26 protein-coding genes and 1 pseudogene are annotated in these 25,628 nt (G+C 64.8%); 18 read left to right on the top strand and 9 right to left on the bottom strand.

Annotation, left to right across the window (positions count from 1 at the left end; genetic code table 11):
- The first annotated feature begins 10 nt into the window (after window positions 1-10).
- The 18 genes from leuD to METUNV2_RS0113470 all read left to right on the top strand — a co-directional run bounded on the left by leuD (window position 11) and on the right by METUNV2_RS0113470 (window position 18,868).
- Complete coding sequence (gene leuD / locus METUNV2_RS0113555; RefSeq protein ID WP_018230009.1) at window positions 11-649, top strand: 3-isopropylmalate dehydratase small subunit; 639 nt, start codon at window positions 11-13, stop codon at window positions 647-649.
- A gap of 19 nt (window positions 650-668) precedes the next feature.
- Complete coding sequence (gene leuB / locus METUNV2_RS0113550; RefSeq protein ID WP_018230008.1) at window positions 669-1,742, top strand: 3-isopropylmalate dehydrogenase; 1,074 nt, start codon at window positions 669-671, stop codon at window positions 1,740-1,742.
- A gap of 21 nt (window positions 1,743-1,763) precedes the next feature.
- Window positions 1,764-2,879 (top strand): aspartate-semialdehyde dehydrogenase, encoded by a 1,116-nt coding sequence (asd, locus tag METUNV2_RS0113545; RefSeq protein ID WP_018230007.1) that lies wholly within the window; start codon window positions 1,764-1,766, stop codon window positions 2,877-2,879.
- Window positions 2,880-3,019: 140 nt separating this feature from the next.
- Window positions 3,020-5,905 (top strand): FimV/HubP family polar landmark protein, encoded by a 2,886-nt coding sequence (locus METUNV2_RS0113540; RefSeq protein WP_018230006.1) that lies wholly within the window; start codon window positions 3,020-3,022, stop codon window positions 5,903-5,905.
- 217 nt (window positions 5,906-6,122) lie between these two features.
- The gene (locus METUNV2_RS0113535) at window positions 6,123-6,737 is read left to right on the top strand and encodes a CbiQ family ECF transporter T component (RefSeq protein WP_232415677.1); all 615 of its coding nucleotides are present in this window, start codon (window positions 6,123-6,125) and stop codon (window positions 6,735-6,737) included.
- Complete coding sequence (truA, locus tag METUNV2_RS0113530) at window positions 6,734-7,534, top strand: tRNA pseudouridine(38-40) synthase TruA (protein ID WP_018230004.1); 801 nt, start codon at window positions 6,734-6,736, stop codon at window positions 7,532-7,534. Before METUNV2_RS0113535 ends, truA begins: the two co-directional genes overlap by 4 nt.
- Before the next feature lie 14 nt (window positions 7,535-7,548).
- Window positions 7,549-8,184, top strand: coding sequence for a phosphoribosylanthranilate isomerase (locus tag METUNV2_RS0113525; RefSeq protein ID WP_018230003.1), 636 nt, complete (start codon window positions 7,549-7,551; stop codon window positions 8,182-8,184).
- Window positions 8,159-9,391 (top strand): tryptophan synthase subunit beta, encoded by a 1,233-nt coding sequence (gene trpB, locus METUNV2_RS0113520; RefSeq protein WP_018230002.1) that lies wholly within the window; start codon window positions 8,159-8,161, stop codon window positions 9,389-9,391. The genes METUNV2_RS0113525 and trpB overlap by 26 nt, the downstream gene beginning before the upstream one ends.
- Before the next feature lie 64 nt (window positions 9,392-9,455).
- Complete coding sequence (gene trpA, locus METUNV2_RS0113515) at window positions 9,456-10,268, top strand: tryptophan synthase subunit alpha (protein ID WP_018230001.1); 813 nt, start codon at window positions 9,456-9,458, stop codon at window positions 10,266-10,268.
- Entirely contained in the window at window positions 10,265-11,134 is an 870-nt protein-coding gene (accD, locus tag METUNV2_RS0113510; protein ID WP_018230000.1) for an acetyl-CoA carboxylase, carboxyltransferase subunit beta, read from the top strand. Before trpA ends, accD begins: the two co-directional genes overlap by 4 nt.
- 55 nt (window positions 11,135-11,189) lie before the next feature.
- Window positions 11,190-12,512: a bifunctional tetrahydrofolate synthase/dihydrofolate synthase gene (folC, locus tag METUNV2_RS0113505; protein WP_018229999.1), complete on the top strand. Its 1,323-nt coding sequence runs from the start codon at window positions 11,190-11,192 to the stop codon at window positions 12,510-12,512.
- Window positions 12,513-12,538: 26 nt separating this feature from the next.
- On the top strand, window positions 12,539-13,252 hold the full coding sequence (locus tag METUNV2_RS0113500; RefSeq protein ID WP_018229998.1) for an SPOR domain-containing protein: 714 nt from the start codon (window positions 12,539-12,541) through the stop codon (window positions 13,250-13,252).
- A complete protein-coding gene (locus tag METUNV2_RS0113495; protein WP_018229997.1) occupies window positions 13,249-13,743 on the top strand; it encodes a CvpA family protein in 495 nt (164 codons plus the stop codon). Before METUNV2_RS0113500 ends, METUNV2_RS0113495 begins: the two co-directional genes overlap by 4 nt.
- A gap of 5 nt (window positions 13,744-13,748) precedes the next feature.
- On the top strand, window positions 13,749-15,278 hold the full coding sequence (gene purF / locus METUNV2_RS0113490; protein WP_018229996.1) for an amidophosphoribosyltransferase: 1,530 nt from the start codon (window positions 13,749-13,751) through the stop codon (window positions 15,276-15,278).
- 254 nt (window positions 15,279-15,532) lie between these two features.
- A complete protein-coding gene (locus METUNV2_RS0113485; RefSeq protein WP_018229995.1) occupies window positions 15,533-16,741 on the top strand; it encodes an O-succinylhomoserine sulfhydrylase in 1,209 nt (402 codons plus the stop codon).
- 188 nt (window positions 16,742-16,929) lie between these two features.
- A complete protein-coding gene (ispD, locus tag METUNV2_RS0113480; protein WP_018229994.1) occupies window positions 16,930-17,625 on the top strand; it encodes a 2-C-methyl-D-erythritol 4-phosphate cytidylyltransferase in 696 nt (231 codons plus the stop codon).
- Window positions 17,622-18,143 carry a 2-C-methyl-D-erythritol 2,4-cyclodiphosphate synthase gene (gene ispF / locus METUNV2_RS0113475; RefSeq protein WP_018229993.1) on the top strand — a complete coding sequence of 174 codons (522 nt, stop codon included), beginning with the start codon at window positions 17,622-17,624 and terminating at the stop codon, window positions 18,141-18,143. Before ispD ends, ispF begins: the two co-directional genes overlap by 4 nt.
- Window positions 18,144-18,274: 131 nt before the next feature.
- A complete protein-coding gene (locus METUNV2_RS0113470) occupies window positions 18,275-18,868 on the top strand; it encodes a discoidin domain-containing protein (RefSeq protein ID WP_018229992.1) in 594 nt (197 codons plus the stop codon).
- 67 nt (window positions 18,869-18,935) lie between these two features.
- On the opposite strand, the gene METUNV2_RS0113465 is transcribed toward METUNV2_RS0113470, so the two are convergent.
- The 9 genes and pseudogenes from METUNV2_RS0113465 to METUNV2_RS0113435 all read right to left on the bottom strand — a co-directional run bounded on the left by METUNV2_RS0113465 (window position 18,936) and on the right by METUNV2_RS0113435 (window position 25,222).
- Window positions 18,936-19,622 (bottom strand): YMGG-like glycine zipper-containing protein, encoded by a 687-nt coding sequence (locus tag METUNV2_RS0113465; protein ID WP_018229991.1) that lies wholly within the window; start codon window positions 19,620-19,622, stop codon window positions 18,936-18,938.
- Window positions 19,623-19,632: 10 nt separating this feature from the next.
- Window positions 19,633-20,061, bottom strand: a complete 429-nt coding sequence (locus METUNV2_RS0113460; RefSeq protein ID WP_026188153.1) for a hypothetical protein — start codon at window positions 20,059-20,061, stop codon at window positions 19,633-19,635.
- 189 nt (window positions 20,062-20,250) lie between these two features.
- Complete coding sequence (locus METUNV2_RS0113455) at window positions 20,251-21,585, bottom strand: ferredoxin reductase family protein (protein ID WP_018229989.1); 1,335 nt, start codon at window positions 21,583-21,585, stop codon at window positions 20,251-20,253.
- Between the two features lie 97 nt (window positions 21,586-21,682).
- A complete protein-coding gene (locus METUNV2_RS0113450; RefSeq protein WP_018229988.1) occupies window positions 21,683-22,093 on the bottom strand; it encodes a hypothetical protein in 411 nt (136 codons plus the stop codon).
- Between the two features lie 146 nt (window positions 22,094-22,239).
- Complete coding sequence (locus tag METUNV2_RS19895) at window positions 22,240-22,740, bottom strand: hypothetical protein (RefSeq protein WP_198288858.1); 501 nt, start codon at window positions 22,738-22,740, stop codon at window positions 22,240-22,242.
- Window positions 22,741-22,849: 109 nt separating this feature from the next.
- Window positions 22,850-23,095: pseudogene (locus tag METUNV2_RS0113440) on the bottom strand (transposase); the annotation flags it as partial.
- A gap of 212 nt (window positions 23,096-23,307) precedes the next feature.
- Entirely contained in the window at window positions 23,308-23,520 is a 213-nt protein-coding gene (locus METUNV2_RS19890; protein ID WP_157281416.1) for a hypothetical protein, read from the bottom strand.
- A gap of 101 nt (window positions 23,521-23,621) precedes the next feature.
- On the bottom strand, window positions 23,622-24,671 hold the full coding sequence (locus METUNV2_RS19885) for a hypothetical protein (protein WP_157281413.1): 1,050 nt from the start codon (window positions 24,669-24,671) through the stop codon (window positions 23,622-23,624).
- Between the two features lie 128 nt (window positions 24,672-24,799).
- Window positions 24,800-25,222, bottom strand: coding sequence for a hypothetical protein (locus METUNV2_RS0113435; protein WP_018229985.1), 423 nt, complete (start codon window positions 25,220-25,222; stop codon window positions 24,800-24,802).
- Window positions 25,223-25,628 lie beyond the last annotated feature (406 nt).

Below are 25,628 nucleotides of genomic sequence, written 5' to 3'. Positions count from 1 at the left end.
AGGGTCTCTCATGAAAGCATTCACCACGCTCGACGGCCTGGTCGCACCGCTGGATCGCGCCAACGTCGATACCGACGCCATCATTCCGAAGCAGTACCTGAAGTCGATCAAGCGCTCGGGCTTCGGCCCGACCCTGTTCGACGAGTGGCGCTATCTCGACGTCGGCGAGCCGGGTCAGGATCACTCGAAGCGCCCGCAGAACCCGGACTTCGTGCTGAACCAGCCGCGTTTCCAGGGCGCCAGCGTGCTGCTGGTGCGCGAGAACTTCGGCTGCGGTTCGTCGCGCGAACACGCGCCGTGGGCGATCGAGGACTACGGTTTCCGCGCCATCATCGGTACCACCTTCGCCGACATCTTCTACAGCAACTGTTTCAAGAACGGCCTGCTGCCGATCCGCCTGCCGGAGAAGGAAGTCGAGCAGCTGTTCCTGCAGTGCGCCGGCACGCCGGGCTACCGCCTGCACATCGATCTGGACCGGCAGGTGGTGGTGCGCCCGGACGGCCACGCCATCGGGTTCGATGTCGATGCCTTCCGCAAGTACTGTCTGATCAACGGTTTCGACGACATCGGCCTGACCCTGCGCCAGGCCGACAAGATCCGCGAATTCGAAGCGCGTCGCCGCATCGAACAGCCCTGGCTCTTTGCCTGACCCTCTACTGGAGCAATCCGTGAAAGTCTGTGTTCTCGCCGGCGACGGCATCGGACCCGAAATCACCGCCGAAGCACTGCGCGTGCTGGAAGCGCTGCGTACCGACGGCCTGAAGATCGAATTCGAGCACGCGCTGCTCGGCGGCTGCGCGGTCGATGCCACCGGTGACCCCTACCCGGAAGCGACCTCCAAGCTGGCGCGCGAAGCCGACGCCATCCTGCTCGGTGCAGTAGGCGGCCCGAAGTGGGACACCCTGCCGCGCGAACAGCGCCCGGAGCGCGGCTTGCTGCGCATCCGCTCGGAACTGGGCGTGTTCGCCAATCTGCGCCCGGCCATCCTGTATCCGGAACTGGCCAACGCCTCGTCGCTGAAGCCGGAAATCGTGTCCGGCCTGGACATCCTGATCGTGCGTGAACTGACCGGCGACATCTACTTCGGCCAGCCGCGTGGCATCGAGGTGCGCGACACGCAGTGGGGCGAACAGCGCGTGGGCTGGAACACCATGATCTACGCCGAGGAAGAGATCCGCCGCATCGGCCGGGTCGCCTTCGAGGCCGCCCGCAAGCGCGGCAAGAAGCTGTGCTCGGTCGACAAGATGAACGTGCTGGAGTGCACCCAGCTGTGGCGCGAGGTCATGATCGACCTGTCCAAGGACTACCCGGATGTCGAACTGAGCCACATGCTGGTCGACAACGCGGCGATGCAGCTGGTGAAGGCACCCAAGCAGTTCGACGTGGTGGTGACCGGAAACATGTTCGGCGACATCCTGTCCGATGAAGCATCGATGCTCACCGGCTCGATCGGCATGCTGCCGTCGGCTTCGCTGGACGCGAACAACAAGGGTCTGTACGAACCCAGCCACGGCTCGGCACCCGACATCGCCGGCCAGGGCGTGGCCAATCCGCTGGCGACCATCCTGTCGGCGGCGATGATGCTGCGCTACAGCTTCGGCAACGAAGCCGCCGCGGTGCGCATCGAGAACGCGGTGCGCAAGGTGCTGGCCCAGGGCTACCGCACCGGTGACATCTTCGAGCCGGGCACGACCCGGGTCGGTACGAAGCAGATGGGCGACGCCGTACTGGCGGCCCTGTAAGAGACGGACGAGGAAACGGACATGTTGAAGCTCGGTATGGTGGGTTGGCGCGGCATGGTGGGCTCTGTGCTCATGCAGCGCATGCGCGAGGAAAACGATTTCGCACTGGTGGAGCCGGTGTTCTTCACCACCTCCAGCGTCGGTGCCGCCGGCCCGGACGTGGGCCAGGGCAGCGCGCCGCTGCTGGACGCGACCGACGTCGCATCGCTCGCGAAGATGGACGCCATCATCACCTGCCAGGGCGGCGACTACACCAACGAGGTGTATCCGAAGCTGCGCGCCGCCGGCTGGAAGGGCTACTGGATCGACGCCGCCTCCGCGCTGCGCATGAAGGACGACGCCATCATCATCCTCGACCCGGTCAACATGGGCGTGATCAAGGACGGTCTGGCGCGCGGCGTGAAGGACTACATCGGCGGCAACTGCACGGTCAGCCTGATGCTGATGGGCGTGGGCGCGCTGTTCTCGGCCGGTCTGGTCGAGTGGATGAGCGCCATGACCTACCAGGCTGCCTCCGGCGCCGGCGCGCAGAACATGCGCGAACTGCTGAGCCAGATGGGCACGCTGCACAGCGTGGCCGCGTCCGGCCTGCGCGACAGCGCCTCGGCCATCCTGGACATCGACCGCGCGGTCACCGACAGCCTGCGCAGCGCCGATTTCCCGAAGAAGAGCTTCGGTGCGCCGCTGGCCGGCTCGCTCATCCCCTACATCGACAAAGAACTGGAGAGCGGCCAGAGCAAGGAAGAGTGGAAGGGGCTGGTCGAAACCAACAAGATCCTGGGCCGCAGCGGCGCCGACATCACGCCGATCGACGGCATCTGCGTGCGGATCGGCGCGATGCGCTGTCATTCGCAGGCGCTCACCATCAAGTTGAAGCGCGACGTGCCGTTGGACGAGATCGAAAGCATGATCCGCGAAGCCAACGCCTGGGTGAAGTTCGTGCCCAACCATCGCGAAGACAGCATGCGCGACCTGACGCCGGCGGCGGTCAGCGGTTCGCTGACCATTCCGGTCGGTCGCGTACGCAAGCTCAACATGGGGCCGGACTACCTCGGAGCCTTCACCTGCGGCGACCAACTGCTGTGGGGGGCGGCCGAGCCGCTTCGCCGCATGCTGCGTATCCTGGTCGAAGCCTGATCCAGCACCCGACACGCTGCTTTACCGCGAGCAGCGTGTCGTAACAGACAGTTTCGCAACATAAAGCGACGACTGAGCTTGCAGGGCTAAGACCATGATGTTATTTTGAGAATTGGGTTTTAGCGCGCGAGGAAAACGCGGTGCGTCATAGCGATAAAAAACATTCGATCCGCCTGCTGACTGCGCTGCTGTCGGCACTCCCGCTCACCGTAGGCGCTGCCGGTCTCGGCAAGCTCACCGTGCAGTCCGCCATTGGCCAGCCGCTGCGGGCCGAAGTCGAACTGTCGGCCAGTGCCGAAGAACTTGCGTCGATGTCGGCCAAGCTCGCGTCCGCCGCCTCATTCAAGCAGGCCGGCGTTGAATTCGCGTCCAGTCTGGCCGGCGTACGCATCTCGGTCGACAAGCGGCGTGGCCGTCCGGTGCTTGTGGTGACCAGCGACCGTGCGGTCAGCGAGCCCTATCTCGACATGCTGATCGAGCTGAACTGGTCCTCCGGCCGGCTCGTACGTGAATACACCTTCCTGCTTGATCCGGCCGACATGCCGCGTCCGGCACCGGTCGAACCGGTGGCGGTGCCCGGTGGCGACAGCAGTCGCCCTGCGGCGACACGTACCGTGCCTGCACCGGCTGCACGTGAAGCTGCACCGGCCGGCGGCAGCACTCGCGAAGTTCAGCGCGGCGAAACGCTGCGCCGCATCGCCACCGAAACCGCGCCGTCCGGCGTCAGCCTTGACCAGATGCTGGTTGCACTGGTGCGCGCCAATCCGGAAGCGTTCGACGGCGGCAACATGAACCGCCTGCGTGCCGGCCGCATCCTGACCATTCCTGATCAGGCCACCGCGGAATCGGTGTCGCCGCAGGAGGCGCGCCAGATCGTGTCGGCCCAGACCGCCGATTTCGCGGCCTATCGTTCCCGCCTTGCGGGCAGCGTCGCCAGCCAGCCGGTCGCGGCCGAATCGACCGGCCGCAGCTCTGGCGGCAAGATTGCGGCACGGGTCGAGGACAAGGCGCCTGCTGCCGCGCCCGCGGCCGATCAGGTGCGCGTGTCCAAGTCTGCTTCCGCAGACGGCGGCAAGATCAATGCGCTGGAAGAAGAGGTCGTTGCCAAGGACCGTGCGCTGAAGGACGCGAACAGCCGGCTGGCCGAGCTCGAACGCAATGTGCGCGATCTGCAGAAGCTGGTCGAGCTGAAGAACACGCCGATGGCCGATGCGCAGAAGGCGGCTGCACCGGCGCCGGCCCCTGCTGCCGCGCCGCAGCCCGCAGCCAAACCGGCTCCGGCTCCTGCACCTGCGCCTAAGGCTGAGGACAAACCGGTGCCCGATCTGATCGCAGCGGCGGAAAAGCCGGTGGAAAAGGCGGCAGGCAAGCCGGCCGACAAACCGGTGCCCGACCTGATTGCGCTGGCCGACGAAAAGAAGCCGGCAGAAACGCCTGCGGCCGAAGCGCCGAAACCGGTTCCGGTCGAACCGCCCAAGCCGGCGCCCGCGCCGGCACCGGATGTCGAACCGGAGGCCGCCGTGGAAGAGCCCGGCATGCTGTCCGATCCGGCCACGCTGGGCGGTCTGGGTGCCGTGCTCGCACTGCTGCTCGGCTATTTCGGCTGGCGCCGCCGCAAGGCGAGCGAACCGGTGGCCGATCTGGCGCCGCCCTCGACCACGGCCGGCATGGAACCGGTTGCCGCATCGACTTCGGTCATTGGTGCCACCGGCGGTGGCCAGAGCGTGGACACCAGCGCCAGCTCCATCCAGACCGATTTCAGCCAGTCCTCGCTGTCTTCCATCGACGCCGACGAAGGGGTCGATCCGGTGGCGGAAGCCGATGTCTACATGGCATATGGCCGCGATGCGCAGGCTGAGGAAATCCTGCTCGAAGCGCTCAAGAGCGAACCCAGCCGTCATGCCATCCACCTGAAGCTGCTGGAAATCTATGCCCAGCGCAAATCGGTGAAGCAGTTCGAAACCCTGGCGACCGAGCTGTATGCGCAGACCGGCGGCAAGGGGGCGGACTGGGAAAAGGCTGCCCAGCTGGGTCGGTCGGTCGATCCGGGCAATCCGCTGTACGGCGGTGGTGCACCCGAGCCCGAACCGGAACCGGACGTGCAGGCGGCGATGGCGGCCACGGTGGTGGTCAGCGGCGCCGACAAGCTGCGCGATACCTGGACGCTGCCCGGCGACATCGGTCAGCTGGTGTCAGGCGATGTGGCCGACGACAACCAGAGCACGGTCACGCTCGATCCGCATCAGGTGCCGCAGCTGGAGGAAGAAGCACCGGCACCGTCTGCTGACATCGGCCTCGATTTCGATCTCGATGTGCCGCCGGCCGACGATGTGCCGGTCGCGCCTGTCGTGGGAGTGGCCACGACGCTGACCAAGCCGGGCGAAGAGTCGGAGGGCGAATCGTCTCTCGATTTCGATCTGGGCCTCGATTTCACCAAGCCTGAAGAGCCGGCCGACGTGAGCACGCTGGTGCTCGAGCGCAATGTGGCCGATGCCGCCGAGGCACTGAGTCAGGAAGGGGCGCCGGCTTTCGATCTCGATCTGTCGCTGCCGGCCGAGGGCGAGGCGGTCGATCCGGCAGCGGTGGTGGACCTCGAACGCACCGACATCGGCAATCTGATCGACTTCAACTTCGACGCATCTGATGCACCGGCAGCGCCGGTCGCCCAGGCGGAGCCGGTGATCGACCTGTCGGACATCAATCTCGATCTGGGGTCGGATCCTTCGACGCTGGAAACCGACGTGGTTGGCGATGTGGCGAAGGCGCTGGAAGAGGCGTTGCCGGCAGCGGAGGAGGACATGCCGCCGTCTGCGGTGTCCACCGTCATCAATCCGGAAGACATGCTGGGGGGTGAAGAGCCGCCGCAGTCCGCCGCCGAGGAAGCCGAAACCAAGCTGGAACTGGCACGTGCTTACGAGGAAATGGGCGACAAGGAAGGTGCGCGCGAACTGCTGCAGGAAGTGGTGCGTGAAGGTACGCCGGAACAGCAGAGCCAGGCCACTGACATGCTGTCCCGTCTCGGTTGATCCTGTGTGACGCGTGCGGACGGGCCATACGGCCCGTCCTTCGGGAAGCCGGCCTGGTGCCGGCTTTTTTCATGGCGATTCAGCCTGTCGCGTGGCGGCTGGCCGCACATCGTATGCGCAGAACGCCCGGACGTCGATTGCGCGGTATGCTCGCCCACCCGCCTCATCCCTGCGCGCCGCTCCAGCCATGCCTTCCCCGTTTGCCGTCGATCCGCCCGTGATCTCCCGTCGCCCGTCCATGCATGGCGCGACGCTGCTCGCGCTGTGGCTGATGTGGCTGCTGGCCGGGCAGGGCGTTACCGCCTGGCGCGATGACGTGTGGCTGGCACTCAGTCTGGGCGGAGCGCTGCTGGCGGCGCCGGCCCACCTGTGGCGTCTGTTGCGGCGGCTGCGCTGGCTGTTCGGCGCGGTGCTGATCACCTTCGCCTTCGGCACGCCCGGGCGCCTGCTTGTTCCGGATCTGCTTGCCGGGCCTACGGTCGAGGGCTTGATTGCCGCCCTGCATGCGGCTATCCGGCTGGCCGCGATGGCCGCCTGCGTGGCGCTGCTGTTCCGCCTGCTGCCTCTGCGTGCGCTGGCAGGGGCGCTGCATCGCCTGCTGCATCCGTCCGACGCCGCGCCGCCCGGTCCCGGCAGCCTCGCATTGCGCCTGCTGCTGGTGTTGCGCGACCTCGAACATACGCCGGCTTTCGCCGACTGGCGCGACTGGCTCGCGTCGGACGGGAAGGCCGACGACACGATCACGGTTGATGTCTGTCCGGCGCTGGGCCGGGCCGATCTGCTGGCGCTGGCGGCCGGCGCCGGCGCACTGGCGGTCTGGAGTTTCGCGTGAGCCGCATCGCGCTGGGCGTCGAGTACGACGGATCCGCCTTCCGCGGCTGGCAGTCGCAGCCGGTCGGCCCGACCGTGCAGGACGCGCTCGAAGCCGCCTTGTCCGCCATCGCCGCCCACCCGGTGCGGGTACAGGCCTCCGGTCGCACCGATACCGGCGTGCACGCCACCGTGCAGGTGGTGCATTTCGACACCGAGGCGGTCCGGCCGGACAGCGCCTGGGTGCGCGGCTGCAACGCGCTGCTGCCGCCCTCGGTCGCGGTGCGCTGGGCGCAGCCGGTGAGCGACGCGTTCAATGCCCGCTTCTCGGCGCACAGCCGCAGCTATCGCTATCTGCTGTTCAACAGCCCGGTGCGCCCGGCCATCGGTGCCACCCTGGCCGGCTGGTTTCACCGGCCGCTGGACGTCGATCTCATGGCCGAGGCGGCGCAGGCGCTGTGCGGTGAGCACGATTTTTCCGCCTTCCGTTCGTCCGAATGCCAGGCGAAAAGCCCGGTGCGCACGCTGCACCGGCTCGACGTGAGGCGGCGCGGTGACTGGATCGCCTTCGATCTGGGCGCCAATGCCTTTCTGCACCACATGGTGCGCAACATCGTGGGCGCGCTGGTCGATATCGGCTGCGGCCGCCGCCCACCGGCCTGGACCGGCGAGCTGCTGGCGCAGCGCGATCGCCGTCTGGCCGCGCCCACCTTTTCGCCCTGCGGCCTCTATCTGGTCGGCGTCGGCTACGATGCACACTGGGGGCTGCCGCAGGCGGCGCTGCACCGCCTGCCGCCGGTCGGCCCGATGCTGGATTGAATACAGGAATCGACGTGCGCAGAACTCGCATCAAGGTATGCGGCTTCACCCGTGAAGCCGATCTGGACGGCGCGCTGGCGCTGGGCGTGGACGCGGTCGGCTTCGTGCTCTACCCGCCCAGTCCGCGCGCGGTGAGCATTGCCCGCGCCGCCGAACTGGCGCGCCGGGTGCCGCCCTTCGTCAGCCGGGTGGGGCTGTTCGTCAACGAGGCGCCCGAAGTGGTGGAACAGGCGGCCCGGGAAGCCGATCTCGACCTGCTGCAGTTTCACGGCGACGAAAGCCCGGAGTACTGCGAACGCTTCGGCCGACCCTGGATCAAAGCGGTCCGGGTGAGGCCGGAAACGGATTTGCTAGAATGTGCGCGCCTTTATCGTGGCGCGCGGGGTCTGCTGCTCGACGCGTGGTCGGAAGCCTGGGGTGGTTCCGGCAAGCGCTTCGACTGGACGCTGATTCCGGCCGGGCTCGGACTGCCGCTGATTCTGTCCGGCGGCCTCGACCCGGATAATGTGGCCGACGCGGTCGCGAACATCCGGCCGGTGGCGGTCGACGTGAGCAGTGGCGTGGAATCAGGCAAGGGCATCAAGGACGTCGCCCGGGTGGCGGCCTTCATATCAGGAGTGGAGCATGGGGAAGCAAGATCTGCCGGCTGAGGTATCCGCCTCGGCCTACAACTATCCGGACGCTCTGGGTCATTTCGGTCCTTATGGCGGTGTGTTCGTTGCCGAAACCCTGATCGCGGCGCTGGACGAACTGCGCGAAGCCTACGACTCGCTGAAGGACGATCCGGCCTTCCGCGCCGAGTACGCATACGAACTGAAGCACTACGTGGGCCGCCCGAGCCCGGTCTATCACGCCCGTCGGCTGTCCGAGCACTGCGGCGGCGCGCAGATCTACCTGAAGCGCGAAGATCTGAATCACACCGGCGCGCACAAGATCAACAACGTGATCGGCCAGGCCATGGTGGCCAAGCACATGGGCAAGCCGCGCGTGATCGCGGAAACCGGTGCCGGTCAGCACGGTGTGGCGACCGCCACCATTGCCGCACGTCTGGGCATGGAATGCGTGGTCTACATGGGCAGCGAAGACGTGAAGCGTCAGGCCGCCAACGTCTATCGCATGAAGCTGCTCGGCGCCACCGTGGTGCCGGTCGAGTGCGGCTCGAAGACGCTGAAGGATGCGCTGAACGAGGCGATGCGCGACTGGGTGACCAATGTCGCCAACACCTTCTACATCATCGGCACCGTGGCGGGCCCGCATCCCTACCCGATGATGGTGCGCGATTTCCAGAAGATCATCGGCGAGGAATGCCTGTGGCAGATGCCGGAAATGATCCAGCGTCAGCCGGATGCCGTGGTGGCCTGTGTCGGTGGCGGCTCCAACGCCATGGGCATCTTCTACCCCTACATTCCCTACCCGAACGTGCGTCTGATCGGTGTCGAAGCCGGCGGTCACGGCGTGGCCACCGGCCAGCACTCCGCCTCGCTCACCGCCGGTCGTCCGGGCGTGCTGCACGGCAACCGCACCTATCTGCTGCAGGACGAGAACGGCCAGATCATCGAGACGCATTCGGTGTCCGCCGGTCTGGACTACCCGGGTGTGGGTCCGGAACACGCGTGGCTGAAGGACACCGGCCGTGCCGAGTACGTCACCATCAACGATGACGAGGCGCTCGCCGCCTTCCATCGCATGTGCCGTACCGAAGGCATCATTCCGGCGCTGGAGTCCTCGCACGCGGTGGCCTACGCGATGAAGCTGGCGGCCGATATGCCGAAGGACGCGGCCATCCTGGTGAACCTGTCCGGTCGTGGCGACAAGGACATGCACACCGTGGCCGAAAAATCCGGCATCCAGTTCTGACGCGTTCCCGATCAACCTTTTGCCGGTCGGGACGCGCAAGCGATCCGGCCGGCGGTTTCAATACATGTCCCGAATCGCTTCCACCCTGTCCGCACTGGAATCGGCCGGCCGCAAGGCGCTGATTCCTTTCATCACCGCGGGCGACCCCGATCTGTCGGTCACCGTTCCGCTCATGCATGCGCTGGTCGAGTCCGGCGTCGACATCATCGAACTGGGCGTGCCCTTTTCCGACCCGATGGCCGACGGCCCGACCATACAGCGCTCGTCCGAGCGTGCGCTGGTGAAGAAGGTGTCGCTGCGCAACGTGATCCAGGTGGTGGCCGAATTCCGCAAGACCGACGCCCGCACGCCGGTGGTGCTGATGGGCTATGCCAATCCGATCGAGGCGATGGGCGTGGATGCGTTTGCCGACGCCGCGTCGAAGGCCGGTGCCGACGGCGTGCTGGTGGTCGATTACCCGCCGGAAGAGTCGCACGACTTTGCCGCCAAGGTGAGGGCGGTCGGTCTGGACGTGATTTTCCTGATTGCGCCCACCTCGACCGAAAAGCGCATTCGTGCAGTCGGCGAGATCGGCAGCGGCTACATCTACTACGTGTCGCTGAAGGGCGTGACCGGTGCTGGTCACCTCGACGTGAGCGAAGTGTCGCGCCGCATTCCGGCCATTCGCGAAGCCGTGGGCATGCCGGTGGGCGTGGGCTTCGGCATTCGTGACGGCGCGTCGGCCAAGGCGCTTTCGGCCGTGGCCGACGGCGTGGTGATCGGCAGCCGCATCATCGAGGAAATCGAGAACAGCCCGGCCGATCAGGTCATTCCGCGCGTGAAGGCGCTGGTCGGCAGCATCCGTCAGGCCATGGACAGCCAGGAGGTCACCGCATGAGCTGGTTGCAGAAACTCCTTCCGCCGAAGATCAACCGCAGCGAGGCAGCCGGCCGCAAGTCGGTGCCGGAAGGCCTGTGGTCGAAGTGCCCGTCCTGCGAGGCGGTGCTCTACACCGCCGATCTGGCGGCCAATCAGAATGTGTGCCCGAAGTGCAGCCACCACTCGCGCATGCGCGCCCGTGCCCGGCTGGACGGCCTGCTCGACCGCGAAGGCCGGTTCGAGATCGGCAACGAAGTGATGCCGGTCGATCCGCTCAAGTTCCGCGACAGCAAGCGCTACGCCGACCGCCTGAATGCGGCGGCTGACGACACCGGCGAGGGCGATGCGCTGGTGGTCATGCAGGGCGCGATCAAGACCGTGCCGGTGGTGGTCGCCTGCTTCGAATTCGAATTCCTCGGCGGCTCTATGGGTTCGGTGGTCGGTGAGCGTTTCGTGCGCGGTGTCCGCCTTGCGGTGGAGCAGCGCCTGCCCTTCGTCTGCTTCGCCGCCAGCGGCGGTGCCCGCATGCAGGAAGGCCTGTTCTCGCTGATGCAGATGGCCAAGACCACGGCCGCGCTGACCCAGCTTTCGCAGAACCGCCTGCCCTTCATTTCGGTGCTGACCGACCCGACCATGGGCGGTGTGTCCGCCAGCTTCGCCTTCATGGGCGACGTGGTGATCGCCGAGCCTGGCGCGTTGATCGGCTTCGCCGGCCCGCGCGTGATCGAACAGACGGTGCGCGAAAAGCTGCCGGAAGGATTCCAGCGCGCTGAATTCCTGCTGGAGAAGGGTGCGGTCGACATGATCGTCGATCGCCGCGAGATGCCGGAGCGCATCGCCGGGCTGCTGGCAGCGCTGCAGCGCATGCCGGCGCTGGCGAGCTGAGCCGGCTTCGCCTAATATCCGCGTCCGCACTGAATTCGGCTTGTCCGGCCAGCCCATGTATTCAACTCTGCCCGAGTGGCTGCAGCATCTCGAAAGTCTGCATCCGAAGGCGATCCAGCTCGGGCTGGACCGCGTGCTCAGCGTCAAGCAGGCGCTCGGTGTCGTCCAGAAGGTGCCGCTGTTCATCGTCGGTGGCACCAATGGCAAGGGTTCGACCTGCGCCATGCTGGAGCGCATCCTGCGCTGCGCCGGCTACCGCGTCGGTACCTATACCTCGCCCCATCTGCTGGCCTACAACGAACGCGTCCGCATCAATGGCGAACCGGCCAGCGACGAGGCGATCTGCCGCGGTTTCGCCGAAGTCGAGGCGGCGCGCGGTGACACCGCGCTGACCTATTTCGAATTCGGCACGCTGGGCGCCTGGCAGGTGTTCGAACACGCCAATCTCGACGTGATCGTGATGGAGGTCGGCCTCGGCGGCCGGCTGGACGCGGTCAACGCCTTCGATGCCGACTGCGCCATCGTGACCAGCGTCGATCTGGACCACATGGACTACCTCGGCGACACGCGCGAACTGATCGGTCGCGAGAAGGCCGGCATTTTCCGTCCCGGTCGCCCGGCCATCGTCGGCGACCCGGTGCCGCCGCAGAGCGTGGTCGACCACGCGCAGGCGATCGGCGCGGTACTGAAGATTTCCGGCCGTGACTTCGGCTTCGGTGGCGACCGCCAGCAGTGGGGTTACTGGCGGCGTGACCCGGAGCGTCTGGTCAAGCGCGGCGGCCTCGGCTATCCGGCGCTGCGTGGCGCCAACCAGCTGCTGAACGCGTCCAGCGTGATCACCGCGCTCGACGCGATGGCCGACCGTGTGCCGGTCAGCCTGGGCGACATCCGGCTCGGTATGGCCACGGTCGAACTGCCCGGCCGCTTCCAGGTCATGCCGGGGCGGCCCGCCGTCATTTTCGACGTCGCGCACAATCCGCATGCTGCCGCGGTGCTGAACGAAAATCTGTCCAGCATGGGTTTCTTCCCGGAAACCTGGGCCGTCATGGGCATGTTGCGCGACAAGGACATCGCCGGCGTGCTCGACCGCCTGAAGGGCCGCATCGACCACTGGATGCTGTGCGACCTCGGCGGCCCGCGCGGTACGCCGGCGGCTGACATCGCTGCCATGATTGCCGAACAGGGCATTCCGGGTGCGGTGCATACCTTCGCATCGCCGGTCGAGGCCTGGCAGGCCACGCAGGCGAGGGTGGGGGCGGATGATAGAATTATTGTGTTCGGTTCCTTCCTGACCGTGGCCGAAGTGATGCGCGAATACGCGCAGTCGCCGCGGCCTCCGGTATCGGGCCCCGCAACGCCTCCGCCCGCTCAGGGCTGATCCCACCCGCAGGACACGCCCCCGAAGTGGCTTCCACCGATTCCGATCTGCAGACCGATCTCCGTAAGCGTGCCCGTCGCCGCCTGCTGGGTGCGGTTGCCCTGGCACTGACCGCCGCCATCGTGCTGCCGGTGGTGATGGACCACGAACCGCGCCCGCCGGCGCAGGACATCGCGGTGCGCATTCCGCCGCGCGAAGGTGCTGCTCCGCTGGCTTCGCCGGCCCGCGCTGCGGTCGAATCGGAGGACACGCTGCAGCCGCCGCCCGATTCCGAGCCCGTACCGCAGACGCCGGCCAGGCCGGCCGCCCAGGCGCCCGTGTCGCCTCAGGTCGCGGCCCGACCCGAAGTGAAGCCCGAACCGAAACCCGAGCCGAAGCCGGAACCTAAGCCGGAACCTAAGCCCGCACCCAAACCTGAACCGAAGCCCGAACCGCCCAAGCCGGCGGCCAAGCCCGAGGTGTCGCCAGCCGAAGCTGCGCGTGCCGCTGCCGTGCTCGACGGCAAGAGCAGTTTCGCGCTGCAGCTCGGGGTGTTCGGCGATGCGGCCAATGTGGCCAAGCTGCGTGCCCGTGCCAAGGAACTCGGTCTGGCCAGTTTCACCGAAGAAGTGAAACTGGCGGACGGCCAGACCCGTACCCGGGTCAAGGTCGGCCCCTTCTCCAGCCGGCAGGCGGCGGAGGCGGCCCAGCGCAAGCTGGAAGCGGCCGGCATGCGGTCCATGGTCGCGCCGCGTCAATGACAGTTCTGGATTACGGCCTGCTCGCCATCGTGGTGTTCTCCACGGCGATCGGGCTGATGCGGGGTCTGGTGAGCGAAGTGATCGCGCTGGCGGCCTGGGTGCTCGCCTTCATCGCCGCCCGCCAGTTCGGCGGCGACGCCGCCCGGCTGCTCACCGGCACCATCGCCGATCCCGGCCTGCTTGCAGTCGCCGGTTTCGCCCTTACCTTCATAGTCGTGCTGCTGCTGTGTGGCGTGCTGCGCTGGCTCATGCGATCGCTCATCCATGCCACTGGGCTGGACATTCCGGACCGCGTGCTCGGCGGGCTGTTCGGGCTGGCGCGCGCCGGACTTATACTGATGCTCCTCGTCGTCGGCGCGGCCTACACCCCGGCACCGGAGCAGCCGTGGTGGAAGTCGGCTGCGCTGACGCCACCACTCGAAACGGCCGCCATCGCGCTCAAGCCCTGGCTGCCGGAATCCGTGGCGAAAAAGATTCGTTTTAAGGCCTGACCATCATGTGCGGAATACTCGGCGTCGTTGCCACCTCTCCCGTCAACCAGCTTCTGTACGATGGCTTGCTGGTGCTCCAGCACCGCGGCCAGGACGCGGCGGGCATCGCCACCGCGCAGGGGCAGAAGTTCCTGATGCACAAGGGCTCGGGCCTGGTGCGCGACGCCTTCCGCACGCGCAACATGCGCAATCTGCAGGGTAACTGGGGCATCGCCCATGTGCGCTACCCGACCGCCGGTTCCGCCTACAACGCGGCCGAGGCGCAGCCCTTCTATGTCAATTCGCCGTTCGGCATCATGCTGGCGCACAACGGCAACCTGACCAATTCTGAAGAGCTGAAGCTGGACATGTTCCGCACCGACCTGCGGCACATCAACACCACCAGCGATTCCGAAGTGCTGCTCAATGTGCTGGCGCACGAAATCATGCAGGCGCTGCGCGAGCGGCCGACCTTCGACCACGAAACCATCTTCCGTGCGGTGGCCGGCGTGCATCGCCGCTGCCGCGGTGCCTACGCGGTGGTGGCCATGATTGCCGGCTTCGGTCTGCTGGCCTTCCGCGACCCCTTCGGCATCCGTCCGCTGGTGATCGGCAACAACGAAACCGCCAACGGCACCGAGTGGCTGGTCGCGTCGGAAAGCGTCGCGCTCGATACGCTGGGCTTCAAGCTGCTGCGCGACATCGCGCCGGGCGAAGCGGTGCTCATTTCGCCGGAAGGCGCGATCAAGTCGCAGCAGTGCGCCGAGCGCCCGAACTACGCGCCCTGTCTGTTCGAATACGTGTATCTGGCCCGCCCCGATTCGCTGATGGACGGCGTGTCGGTCTACGAGTCGCGGGTCAAGATGGGTGAATTCCTCGCGCAGAAGATACAGCGCGACCACGCCGACCTGCAGATCGACGCGGTGATCCCGATTCCCGATTCCAGCCGCCCGTCGGCGATGGAACTGGCGCGTGTGCTGGACGTGCCCTACCGCGAAGGTTTCGTGAAGAACCGCTACATCGGCCGCACCTTCATCATGCCGGGGCAGGCGGTGCGTCGTAAGTCGGTGCGCCAGAAGCTCAATGCGATCACCCAGGAGTTCAAGGGCAAGAACGTGCTGCTGGTCGATGATTCCATCGTGCGCGGCACCACCAGCCAGGAAATCGTCGCAATGGCGCGCGAAGCCGGCGCGAACAAGGTGTATTTCGCCTCGGCCGCACCCCCGGTGCGCTACGCCAACGTGTACGGCATCGACATGCCCACCCGCGACGAACTGATCGCGTCCAACCGCACCGACGACGAAATCCGCGCCGCCATCGGCGCCGACGCGCTGATCTACCAGACGCTGGACATGCTCAAGGCCTCGATCACCGCCTGCAATCCGTCGATCGACCAGTTCGAAACGTCCTGCTTCGACGGCTGCTACATCACCGGTGACGTGACCGCCGCCTATCTCGACGGTGTTGAAAACCAGCGCAAGGGCGCGCCCAAGCAGAGTGACGACGACGGCGGCCAGCTCGACCTGAATCTGGTGGCGTCGGAAGAGAACGCCTGATGGCTGCGGGCGCTTGACGTCTGCTGCGGCCGGGCGCTAATGTCCGGCTACGCGCCGATTTGAATCCAGCTTGCGGGCGCGCGGGGCCGTCATCGAAAGAGAGCGGTCCCGGACAAATACGGCTAAAGCGGCGAAACGAACGTATCTGCGGAACCCGTTTTGCCTCCGAGGCGGAACGGGTTTTTTGTTTTGGGCTATCCGTTTTCGCCTCGCGCTTTGTTTTCGATCTTCCGCATGACCGGCCGCGAGGCCGGATGGAGCACATCATGAGCAGCACTGAACGCGCGCCCTTCGATCCCGCGCAGTACGACCCCGAAACCGTCGCCGTGCGCGCCGGCATAGAGCGCAGCCAGTTCGGCGAACACGGCGAGGCGATGTTCCTGACCTCGAGCTTCGTGTTCAACACCGCGGCCGAAGCCGCCGCCCGCTTCTCGGGCGCCGCGCCGGGCAATGTGTACGCCCGCTTCACCAACCCGACGGTCACCATGTTCCAGGACCGTCTGGCGGCACTGGAAGGTGCCGAGGCCTGCATCGCCACCAGTTCCGGCATGTCGGCCATCCTGTCGACGCTGATGGCGCTGCTGAAGAGCGGCGACCACATCATCGCGTCGCGCGGCATCTTCGGCTCGACCCAGCAGCTGTTCGCGACCTATTTCGAGAAGTTCGGCGTCAGCACCACGCTGGTCGAGGCGACCAACATCGAGGCCTACCGCGCCGCGGTGCAGCCGAACACGAGACTTTTCTTCATCGAAACGCCGTCCAACCCGCTGACCGAAGTGATCGACATCGCCGCGGTGGCTGAGGTCGCACACGCGGCCGGCGCGCTGCTGGCGGTCGACAACTGCTTCTGCTCGCCGGCGCTGCAGAAGCCGATCGAGCTGGGGGCCGACATCGTCATTCATTCCGCCACCAAGTACCTCGACGGCCAGGGCCGCGTGCTCGGCGGCGCGGTGTGCGGGCGCAAGGCGGAAATGGACGAGGTGCTGCGCTTCCTGCGCACCGCCGGCCCGACGCTGTCGCCGTTCAACGCCTGGATCATCCTGAAGGGGCTGGAAACGCTGTCCATCCGCATGCAGGCGCAGTCGGCCAACGCGCTGGAACTGGCGCGCTGGCTGGAGGCGCAGCCCTGGGTGGCGCGCGTGTTCTACCCCGGCCTGCCGTCGCATCCGCAGCACGAAATCGCGATGCGCCAGCAGAAGACCGGCGGCGCGGTGGTGGCTTTCGAGGTGAAGGGCGGCCGCGAAGAGGCGTGGAAGCTGATCGACGCCACCCGCATGCTGTCGATCACTGCCAACCTTGGCGACACCAAGACCACCATCACCCACCCGGCGACGACCACGCATGGCCGCATTTCTCAGGAAGCGCGCGACGCCTCGGGTATCCGCGACAGCCTGATCCGTCTGGCCATCGGTCTGGAGTCGGTGGAAGACATGAAGCGCGATCTCGGCCGCTGGTTGGCGTGATGCCCCCACGCTCAACGTGTCTGCATGGGTCAGGTGCGGCGCATCGCGCTGCAAGGCTTGTCTTACGGGGACCGGCTTTGCACAGCCGGTCTGTTCGCCAGGCGCAGCGCATGCGCTGCGAAACCCCTGCCTCACCCCAGCAGGCGGCGAGCGGCTTCGAAACGCGTCATTGCAGGAGTTGAGTCCGTATGCCGCGCCACATCGCCCTGGTCCCGGCCGCCGGCAGCGGCAGCCGCTTCGGTGCGCAGATGCCGAAGCAGTACCTGCCGCTGGCCGGCCAGCCGCTGATCCGTCATGCGCTGGCCACGCTGTGCGGCCACCCGCGCATCGACCGGGTGGTGGTCGCGCTGGCGCCTGAGGATCTGTACTGGCAGGGCTTCGACTGGACCACGCTGGGCCCCAAGCTGATGCCGGTGCATTGCGGCGGCGCCAGTCGGGCCGCCTCGGTGCGCAACGGCCTGTGGGAAATCGCCGGCTGGGCGCGGCCGGACGACTGGGTGCTGGTGCATGACGCCGCGCGCCCCTGTCTGTCGGCCGCCATGCTGGACACCCTGATCGACACGCTTGCCGACGATCCGGTGGGCGGCCTGCTGGCGCAGAAGGTGGCCGACACGCTGAAGCGCGCCGACGGCGCCGACCGGGTCGAGGCGACCGTGTCGCGTGACGCCATGTGGCAGGCGCAGACGCCGCAGATGTTCCGGCTGGCCCGGCTGGCCGACGCGCTGGACCGCTGCCCCGACGTGACCGACGAAGCCTCCGCCATCGAGGCCGCCGGACTCAGGCCGCGGCTGGTGGCCGCCGGTGCGGCCAATCTGAAAGTGACCTGGCCGGAAGACATGAAACTGGCCGAACTGATCCTGCAGACCCGGGGGACCGACGCATGAATCCGCTGTTCGCCACACCGCTGCCTTTCCGCATCGGCCAGGGCTTCGACGTGCACAAGCTGGTCGAGGGCCGTAAATGCATCATCGGCGGGGTCGACATTCCGCACGAGAAAGGTCTGCTCGGCCACTCCGATGCCGACGTGCTGCTGCACGCCATCACCGACGCGCTGCTTGGCGCCGCCGGTCTGGGCGACATCGGCCGCCTGTTTCCGGACACCGATGCGGCCTACGCCGGCGCCGACAGCCGGGTGCTGCTGCGTGAGGCGGTCAGGCAGGTGCAGGCAGGTGGCTGGCGCATCGGCAACATCGACGCCACGGTCATCTGCGAACGCCCGAAAATCACGCCGCACGCGGCGCAGATGGTGGCCAACATCGCCGCCGACTGCGGCATTCCGCCGCATGCGGTCAATGTGAAGGGCAAGACCTCGGAAAAGCTGGGCTACACCGGCCGCGGCGAAGGCATCGCCGCGCAGGCGGTGGCGATGCTGCTGGCGCCGCCCGAGGCCTCCATGGGCTGAGCACGGCTGTCGGACGCCTTGACAGTGCCGATGATGCGTTCGGCTCGTTGCACGAAATATCAATGACTTGCACTTGTGGTACGGGGATTGCTCATGTCGTGCCGGATCACGCACTCACAAAGGATGCCCAGATGAAATCACTGATGTTTGCAGGTGCCCTGCTGTTTGCCGGCGCCGTGTCGGCCGCTTCGCCGATCACCGCGGTCAATGCTTCGGCTACCGGCAGCTACTCGATCGACGGCACCGACCTGTCCATCCTCGCCGATGGCTTCATTGCCCCCGAAGGTACGGCCTACACCTTCAAGTCGGTGTCCTGGAGTGGTCAGGAAGGCGCATCCGGCGCGGTATTCACGCTCGACTTCGGCCAGCTCTACACGCTGACCGACGTGCTGCTCGGCGTGGACCACAATGATTTCTACCAGGTGCAGGTGTCGGCCAACGGCAGCAGCTGGAACACGCTGTTCACCAATCTGGCTTTCGAAGGCCAGTCGAATTTCGGCAGCGAAATCATTTCCAGCGACGCCAGCCACATCCAGTACCAGTCCACCATCGACTTCCCGGCGGTCAATGCGCGTTACGCGCGCATCTACGCGGTGGCCGGTGATGGCGCCTACTCGGTGTCGGAAATGAGCTTCAGCGGTGTGGCCGTGGTGCCGGAACCCGAAGCCTGGGCGCTGATGCTGGGCGGTCTGGCCCTGGTCGGCGCACTGGCGCGCCGTCGCTGACAGGCCTCTGCAGCATTAAAAAGCCGGCCCTCGGGCCGGCTTTTTTCGTTTACCGCGCTGCCATCCTTCAGCGCACCGGCGGCGGCGGGCTGGCCTCGACTGCACGCCATCCATCGCGGCAGGTCCGCACATAGGGGTAGTACTCCCGCGCCGATTCGCAGTAGTACCAGGTGCCGCCTGCGGACTGGGCGCTGGCCGGCGGTGCCGAGGCGGGCGGCGGCTGATGGCCCGGCGGCGGCGGGGGATAGGGCGCATGCGCCCGTCCGGGCAGGGCCGGTGCCTGGGCGGGCACCGCAGCCGGGGCACGGGCTGTGCTGTCGGCGAAGCGGCCGTTGGTCGGCACCCGCTGGCCCTTCGCGTACATGCACTGGATGTACGCCTGGTCGTAGCCCCGCTGCGTGCCGCGTGCCGAGCTCTGTGCCGCATCACTGCCGGCGGCTCCGCCGACCAGCAGGCCGGTGCCGGCGCCCACGGCAGCACCTTCGCGGCCGCCGATCAGCGCACCGGCTGCGGCGCCGACCGCGGTACCGACCGCCGCGCTGCGCACGCCGGACCGCGTGGCCGCCTCGTCGGCGTCGGTGCCGCCGGTCTGGTCGCGCGCATAGTCGCGGCACAGCGCGTCGTCGTAACGGAACTGTTCGAACGTCTTGCCGCTGCCCGGCAGCGCCATCACGCTCGGGCCGGAGGGTGTCGTGGCGCAGCCTGCCAGCAGCAGGATAGGCAGCAGCGCCAGCGCGGTGGTACGGGTGTTCATGATGCGTACCTCATCGCGGCGGCTGCGCCGCCACGCTCTGCCAGCCTTCCGGGCATTCCGGCACATAGGGGTAATAGCCCTGGGCGGACGCGCAGTAATACCAGGTGCTGGGCGGCTGCGGCGGGGGAGACATCGACGGCGCCGGCGCCACCGGTTGCGGGTCGCGCTCGACATACACCGGCGGCGAGCGCTCGATCACCACCGGCGGGTAGTAGGCCGGCCCGTAGTAGTAGGGCGGCGGATAGTAATAGGGCCCGGGGCCGTACCACGGGCGGTAACCCGACCCGAACACGAAGCCCACGCCGATATCGACATGCGAATGTCCGCGATGGTAGCCGCCATGGCCATACCGGTAGCCCCGGTCCGCCCACGCGCTGCTGCCTGTTGCAAGCAGCCCCAGCCCCAACGCCAGGGCGACCGCTGCCTTCTTCCCGTTCATGATGATCACCTCTCCGGCACCGTGCGACGGTACGGTGCATTGCAGGATCATCCTGCCCGTGTGTCAATCATCTGTGGGAGAGGCGTTGCAGCGTGTTGCAAATGCAAGCGCGCGGAAATGTATGGGGAGGGCGAATGTGATCGTCCGAGGGTACGCACCCTGGGCCGGCCTCCGCAAGGCGCGCGGCCCTCAGCGCATTTCGAACAGTTCCTGATGGAAACGATCCGGCGGCAGCCCGTGGGCGACGAAGTCATCGCGCAGCGCCTGACCGAAGCGCGGCGGGCCGCAGAACCAGACGCTGGCGGTCTGCCATTCGGGCACCGCGGCGCGGATGCGCTCGCCATTCAGGCGGCCGTCGCGCGCATCGACCAGCAGGTGCAGGCGCACGCCGGCCGCTGCCGCGTCTGCGGTGAGCCGGTCGATCGCGGTCTGGTCGAAATCGGCCGTCGGATGAAACAGATCCACCACCCGGGCGTCCGGCACGCTGGCGCGCTGCTTCATGCGGGCGATGAAGGGCGTGATGCCGATGCCCGCGCCCACCCAGATCTGCCGCGGCTGGGCGTCCTCGAAGTCGAAACAGCCGTAGGGCCCTTCCACCGTCACCGGCATGCCGATCTTCAGCGTTTCGCGCAGCCGGCGCGTATGGTCACCCAGCGCCTTGGTGATGAACACCAGCTGGCGTTCGGCCGGATTCCAGGCGGACGCGATCGTATAGGGGTGTGCGCCTTCCCGGCTGTTCGACGTCACGAAGGCGAACTGACCGGGGGCGTGGCCGCGCCAGCCCTCGTCCAGAGCGATGGCGGTTTCAAGCACCTGCAGCGCCGGGTATTCGGTCAGCGACACGATGCGGCCCTGCACCTTGCGGCCGGTGCCTATCCGGCCGCTCAGCGTGAGCACCGCCGCCACGCTGCCGCCGATCAGCAGCGCCGCCAGCAGCCAGCCTATCGGCTGCGACCAGTAGGCCCACTTGGTCAGCACGACCGTGTGATAGGCCAGCGCCAGATAGGCGACCGCGATCCATCGGTGCGTCCTGACGAACCAGTGGTAGGGAAAGCGCTTGACCAGCGCCAGCACGATCAGCGCCACCGCAGCATAGAACGCCCACTCGCCGACTGACTCCGCCACGCCGCGCTGGCTGCGCAGCCAGGCCTCTACCGTGCCCAGCGTCTCGCCGCCACCGGGCTTGCGCGCCGGCCTCACCAGCCAGCCCCAGCCCACCATCCACTTGGTGCCGGTCGCCCACCACCAGTGCAGCACCGCCACCACCAGCGCCGCGATGCCCAGCCACTTGTGCAGCCGATACATCTTGTCCAGCCCACCCAGCCACGGCTCCGGCCACTTCGGGCGCAGCGCCAGCAGCATGGCCACACTCATCACCGCGATCGCGATCACCCCGCTGTACTGCATGAACACCGGGCGGAACGAGAAATAGGTGAATGGATCAGGCAGCAGCGTATCGGCCGCGAGCCAGAGCGCGGTCGGCAGCAGCAGGGTGGCGAGGAAGGCGAGATGGAGGCGTTTCATTGAGTGGTTTGGTGTGACTTGGGTACGACTCAATATTGACGCCGAGCCCGTAAGCGGCCGCCTGCCGACAGGAGTTGGCCGAGTGACTGGTTCGGACTCATTCCTGGATGCATGCGAACACCTCGATGTGAGTCGAATCCACATTAACTTTTGGATTTCCAATGACTTGCAGGATTCTGACTTCGTCAAAGGTGTCATCAGCGTAGAGAGCCAGATCAGAGTACTTGGATCCGTCTCGCTTGAGCTGGCTCGCGCTGAATGAGTCAATGATGGTCTTCGCGACGTTGTCGACGTCAAGACGGCGACCGGATTTGGTGACACTGATGCGAAACGCCCACCAGAACACGACATCCGGCTTGGCGCAAATGATCTGAACCGCAGCTGCGCGATAGTTCTCACGTCGCTCGAGGTCTGTCTTTCCCGGTCGCATGTCCGCGTAGGAGTGTGCCCACGGAACCGTCAGATCAAGAACCTTGATGAATTTGCTCAAATCGTCAAATGCATACATGTGTCTGATGCGCTCTATCGTTTGATGTCAACGGTTGGCCGCCGGCTGGTCCCCTTAACGGCGAGTATTTCTACAGCCTCGACGTTTGACATGAGAGGTGCTGACTGGCTTGCCGGGCACCGCACTCTCGATTGAATTCTTAGCTGTCAATTCGTATGCGCTTCAGATGCGGCGGCTTGAAAGACTGTCCAGAGCTGGGCCTCAAGCTCTGTCTCCGGCAGAGTGGAGTTTATTAGGTATGACTCCCGATCCTCTTGCTCTACCTGGGTAACGCCCGGAATCTTTGCGAATCGCTCGGGCAGCGACTCATAAACCTCTGTGCCAAGGTACTGCTCGGCGCCCTCGAACATCATGAATCTGTACGACCAGCCGGCATCTCCCGGCGAAATGTCGAAGGACCAGTCCTCCTTCTTCGGAGGGTAGCCTAAATGCTCTCGAAGGTCAGTGTCTGCGCCTGCGGGGATAGCACTCATTGCGAGGCATCCAGGTTTTGTGCACGCGACTGCGGCAATGGCAAAGATTGCTGATATGAAAAGAACTAGAGGCCTAACACTGCGGAATACTGTCATGACGGCTATCGACGCTGTAAATATCCCGTTCCGGGGCAAGCGATTGCTTCCGGCCCGCGCCGGCTCGAAGTCGTTCATCATCGTTTCAGCCTTCCGATCTTCGCTTCATCGTTGTCCCCTCACTTATTTATGCCGTGGCTAATGCCGGGCGCCGTTGCTGAGGGCGCCATTCCGCCGGTCAGCCTACCTAATTCGCGTGTCCGTGGTGCCCGAGCTTTTCGAGCTTATGCACCAGGCAGTACGGCTTCCACTGCCCATCGACTTCTGTGCGCCCGAGCAACGTGAAGCGGGTGAGCCGCTTGTTGTGCCGCAGGTTGTCGAACACCGGCTCGACAGTGGTGAGCGTGGCGACTATCCGTTTGCCCTTAGTGGAATCGATGCGCCGCTTCATTCGCTCTGTGTGCGATTCGGTGTGGTCTTGCTTGCAGCGGAACACGAGACAGGTTGCCCATAACCCTTCCGGCAGCAGCACGCGTGTCGTTTCTATCGATTGGCGGTCCCGCGCAGATTCCATGTTGGCACGGGTCGCTCAGAACCCACTACGGATGCCGAATATACGGCTGCAAGTGATCTACCCGGGAAAACCAGACTATCGATCAGTCTTGATTTTTGGGGGAGTCCATATATGCCGTGTTAGGTGTTTTGCTATTGAATGCCAAAATACTTTGCAATCGCAAGCGCTAGGGATGTAAAAACTAGCAGAGGACCAGCAGTTTTGAGCAGCTTTGAATACCTCTCTCTCCACTGTAATTTCGCAATAGGATCTTTGCCTGGTGCTGGGATGAATTTGTAAGCAACGCCGGATGCCCAAGTTCCAACAAAAAACATAATAATTTGATCGATGTAATTTGCAATCATGTGTATATTCTCACCTGTTTAATGCCTAATTCTTGAACTCACCGGACCTGCGGCTTTTCGCGCAGGTCCGGTGTAGTGATGGGTTGAGTCGCACGTGTGAATCATTGCTGGCTTCTGCGGCCAGAACGGCGATTTAGTGCGGCTCTAAGTTTGTAACGAAAATTTCTCAGTAGCATCTTGATTTTTTGCTCTCGCGGAAATGCACCCGTAAATGCCATTTTTACAAGATCAGATTCAGTTGGCGCAGAATATCCAGCCTTGAGGCAATGTTGAATTAGCCAATCGCGATGATACGTGATGAGTTTATCGATTGGTTCCGCAACGTAGGCAGCTTCCAGTTGTTCTCTCCAAAGAAGAGTAAGAGCCGCAATTCTACGTTGCATGTCGTTTAGGTACGTCGGATGCGTCGGTGCGATCCGCTCACACAAGTGTTCAACTACACTATGCATGTAGATGAGCAGGTACGGCAATCGACTGTAGAGATACGCCCATTGTGTGCACTTCTCTTCCCAGTCTGAGAATATAAAGTTGATATTCAATGGGGCTGTTCGGATTGCTCGATGTTCGGTGAATAGATGCATTGCTAGATTGCAGATTCCGTCGAACCCATCCTCTTCGCTCTTGTTGTAACGGAGTTGCGCTATGTATTCGGCATTGAATCGACCTTCTTCGCCAATTTGCTCCAACACCCGCTGGATGCGTCGGGTGTGTGCGTCAAGACCGCCAGCCTTTTCCCCGCGTAGCTTCAACGGATCAGTTGCTAGCTTTGCTGCAAAGTCGTGGGGATTTATAATAATCGTTTCAAAAAGGAATAGGCTCTCTTGAATTGGCTTGCGCAACAACATATAGGTGATATTTGGCTTTGCCTTGCGTGAGGATTCAAGTGCTTCATAAATGCAATGAAGCGCGTCAGAAAGGACCGCAGGGAATACCGTTGTGGTCAGGATGGATGTGCGATCATTCAACCGTTGAGTCTCTTCGAGCCAACAAAATATGTCTTCGGTTTTCTCGAAAGAAATGCGATCTGCTTCATCTTCGAAGGCAATGGTGGTGCGAAAAAAGCCACCCTCTGCTCCGGATTTGAGTAACTGCGCCAGGATGTCATGGATCACGAAGCAGAGGTCATGCGCCAGATCGTAGGTGTCTGGCAAAAAGACTCCTCGATTTGTTCGTGTGGGGAAGCGCATGGCAGGACTATGGGGCCCAACGTTTGAGCTCAGGCCGCGGCCCCTCAGGGCCGTCGCGCCTGCAGCGAATGGTTAGCGGGCAGCGCGCACGATTAGCCCAAGAACTGGGTAGAGATGAAGCCCCAGACAATTGCGCCTACGCCGCCCAACTCGCCGATGATAAGGAGGATCATGCCCCAGGTGGTATTGAAGTTCCGCTCCTTGAATTGATTTGTGACTTCGCCAGCAAGTCCTAGCCGGTAGTACTGCCCGATAGCCACCGAAAAGAAGAATAGTGGCACCCCGGCAATCAGTAGCTGCACGTTCTCTGAATACGGGCTAAACGTTAGCAGTGCAGCCATGACCAACGCCGCAAAGCTGTAGAGAAGCGATGCCCTATGGGCAATATCGATGTATGGGTGCGCCCGATGATTGGGGCTGGTCATGATTCCGCGGTATTTGAGAATGCCGCCAATCAACCCAACAAACAGGAAGATCCCAGATGCTGCGAGCGTCACTTTCACTGCGAGATTCACGGCACCTCCTCTCTATGCCCGCTAACTTTGTTTTCTGGCGCAGTTTTGCGCCACGATTACGGATGCTGCCGGGTAAACAGGCGGGCGTGATCGCTCTGAAGTGGCCTTCAAGTGGACGTTTCGGTGCGCCATTTTGTATATCTATACAGTATTAAACGACGACAAAAAACCTCACCTCTTGGTCGCCGTCCCTGTACCCCGTCCGCCCGACTGATTGCGCGCACGAGTACGTCATGTGCATTACACCATACGAATGGGATAGCTCTGTGGCGGGGTGGGGGAGATCGGGCGGGTGCGCAGCGTTCTGCGTTGGTCGCAGCGCGGGCGGGGAGACGTGCTTTTCTTGTGAAAGAACGAGAGACGGACCGTACGGCATGCCCGTCCCCTGCGGATCACGTCAGCGATC

Source organism: Methyloversatilis universalis EHg5, assembly GCF_000378945.1.
GTDB lineage: Bacteria > Pseudomonadota > Gammaproteobacteria > Burkholderiales > Rhodocyclaceae > Methyloversatilis > Methyloversatilis universalis_A.
The sequence above is the reverse complement of the archived record's forward strand: the minus strand, read 5'-3'. Positions and strand labels throughout refer to the sequence as shown.